Annotated in this window: 2 protein-coding genes and 1 pseudogene; 1 reads left to right on the top strand and 2 read right to left on the bottom strand. The window is 66.1% G+C overall.

Annotation, left to right across the window (positions count from 1 at the left end; all coding sequences use genetic code 11):
• The first annotated feature begins 171 nt into the window (after nt 1–171).
• Nucleotides 172–933, top strand: a complete 762-nt coding sequence (locus ACIQ3B_RS18505; RefSeq protein WP_397405206.1) for a class I SAM-dependent methyltransferase — start codon at nt 172–174, stop codon at nt 931–933.
• Nucleotide 934: 1 nt separating this feature from the next.
• Here ACIQ3B_RS18505 and ACIQ3B_RS18500 read toward each other — a convergent pair whose 3' ends face one another.
• Nucleotides 935–2,215, bottom strand: a complete 1,281-nt coding sequence (locus ACIQ3B_RS18500; protein WP_397405204.1) for a NupC/NupG family nucleoside CNT transporter — start codon at nt 2,213–2,215, stop codon at nt 935–937.
• 312 nt (nt 2,216–2,527) lie between these two features.
• A pseudogene (locus ACIQ3B_RS18495) lies at nt 2,528–2,799 on the bottom strand (hypothetical protein); the annotation flags it as partial.

The raw sequence follows: 2,799 nt of genomic DNA, 5'->3' as shown, positions 1-2,799 counted from the left end.
ATGCGCACACACCTTCATGTCCGCCATCGCTCTCGCTGCCACCGTCATCTTCTGGCTATGATCAATGAGTCCTGAGCCTAGCGCGTGCGCCTTGTCATTGATCAAGGCCCAATAACAATCGACCCATGCGAGCGTCATTGCTACCTTGACGAAAATTCGGGGGAAATTTCGATGTCAGGGTTTCATCCGTTGCGGTTTGTCCGGGGAGCGCTGGCCCAGCCCTCCCGCTTGAACCGGCAGCCGGATTCCACCGACCTGAAGGCGGTGAACATCGCCTTCGTCGCGGCCATCAAGGCCCGGATGTCCCACGTCGAGGCCATGGAGAGCGCCATCGGCGGCGGCTTTGAACAGTTCGGCGCGATCGAACTGTCGGTGCTTCGCCACTACGGCCTGCCGATCGACGGCCACCTTGTCGATGTCGGCTGTGGCTCGGGACGTCTGGCCCGGCCCCTATCGGCGTGGCTGAGCGGGACCTATCTCGGCGTTGACCTGGTGCCCGACCTGATCGAGCACGCCCGCAGCATCAGCGCGCGGCCTGACTGGCGCTTCGAAGTCATCGATCACATCGGCATTCCAGAGGCGGACGGCGCCGCCGACATGGTCTGCTTCTTTTCCGTCCTGACCCATCTGCTGCATGAGCAGAGCTACTGGTATCTCGAGGAAGCCCACCGCGTGCTGAAGCCCGGCGGGGCCGTGGTGTTTTCGTTCCTGGAGTTCCGTGATCCGGTCCACCTGCAGATCTTCCGGGACACGGTGACCAATCACAAACGCAAGCACATGCAGCCGCTGAATACGTTCATTGAGCGCGGGGCCCTTGAGGTTTGGGCCCGCGAACTGGGGATGGACATCGTCGATATCCGCGACGGAAGCGACGCGGTCGTCGCTGAGGGTGCGCTTGGTCAGTCCATCTGCGTCCTGCGCAAAGCAGGCTGAACTACCCGAACAGCGCCGCCGGCAGCAGGCCCACGATCGAGGCGGTGAGGCAGGTGGCCAGGAACCCGGCCATCATCGCCTTCCAGACCATGCCCACCACCTCGTCGCGCCGCTCCGGCACCAACACCGAGAAACCGGCCAGGTTGATGCCGACCGAGGCGATGTTGGCGAAGCCGCACAGCGCATAGGTCATCAGGATGCGGGTGCGGGGGTCCATGGCGTCCAGCGGGATTTCCCCCATCCGGATGAAGGCGGTAAACTCGGTCAACACCAGCTTCACCCCCAGTAGGGAGCCGGCGGCCGGGGCGTCCCGCCAGGGCACGCCGATGGCCCAGGCCAGCGGGGCGAAGATCAGTCCGAGGCCGCGCTCCACGGAAAGCGGCGCGCCCGCCACCTCGCCAAAGAGGCCAAGCATTCCATTCAGCATGGCCACCAGGGCCACGAAGACGATCAGGGTGGCGGCCACGTTCATGACGATCTGCAGGCCGTCGTTGGTGCCTTTGATCAGGGCGTCGATGGAGCTGGCGTAGCGCTTGGCCGCAGCCGGATCGTAGGCCTGGGTCTGCTCGATCACCGCATCGCGGGGGATGATGATCCGCGCCAGCAGGATGCCCGCGGGCGCGGAGACGATGGAAGCGGTCAATACGTGGGCGGCAGCCCCCGGCAGCACATCCTTCAGGATGGTGGCGTAGGCGACCATGGTCGATCCCGAGACGCAGGCCATCCCCACGGCGATCAACATGAAAAGCTCGGAACGCGAGAGGCCCGGCAGGTAACTGCGGATGAAGATCGGGCCCTCGACCTGGCCCATGAACACGGTGGCGGCGGTGGCCAGCGCCGGCGGGCCGCGCAGGCCCATGGTGCGTTCGAACACCACGCCGAACAGCTGGGTGATCCAGACCAGGATCTTCCAGTGCCACAGCAGGGCCGCCAGCGCGCAGACCACGAGGATGACCGGCAGCACCCGGAAGGCAAAGACAAACAGCGCACCGCCATCAGTGAGCGGATAGGGCTGGTTCGGCGTACCCGCCAGGAAGCCGAACACGAAGCTGACGCCCGCCTGGGTGGATGAGGCCAGACCGTCGACCACGACACCCACGCCCTGCAGCGCCTCACGCAGCGGCGGCAGGCCGAACAGCGCCATCACCAGGATCGCCTGGGTCAGGATCGCGCCGATCGCCAGCTTCCAGGGGAACTGGCCCCGGTTTTCCGACACCGCCCAGCAGATCAGCAACACTGACCCGACGCCCACCAGGCTCTGCGCATTCTCCAGACCGAACATTCATCCCCCGATTGGCCGCCACGACTCCGGCCCGCCTGGAATGTAGGACGCAGAAGTGGGCGGGATGCAAGACCGGTGCGAAGGCGGACCGCGCCGGGCGCGCAGGCGCCCCCCTCACCGCGCCATGACGACGATGGTGGGCTGCCGCAAGCCGGAGCAGCCGGGCCAGACGGTATGCAGAAAGGTTTAACCGCAGAAAGGCGCTGAAAACGCAGAAGGGCGCCCGGGGAGCCTGCGCGGCGCCGGGTTGGGAATCGTTCTGCGTATTTCTGCGTTTTCTGCGGTGATGATCCTGCGTGGCGCCGGGACGCGTCACCCGGAACTGCGCCAGGCGGGCCCGGCGGACGCGCCGCCCGGCGCCGGTTGTCTCGCATAGGGCGATCCCGGCGGGGGCGGGTCGTAGCCCTTCTGGCGCGGACGCGGCGGTGGCTCGGGTTCGGGCGGGGGCTTGGGGTCCGGGTTGAATTCGCCAAGGCCGAATTCCTCGGAAAACCGGTCGATCAGGTCCTCGAACGGGGTCGCCAGAAAGGCGTCGGGGTCCTCGGTGGAGAGCTCGGACAGGCACTGGTCCAGATCGTTGAAGA

The sequence above is a fragment of the Phenylobacterium sp. genome, assembly GCF_044358365.1.
Taxonomy (GTDB): Bacteria; Pseudomonadota; Alphaproteobacteria; order Caulobacterales; family Caulobacteraceae; genus Phenylobacterium.
Note: the sequence above shows the minus strand (reverse complement) of the source record. Positions and strands in the feature narration are given on the sequence as shown.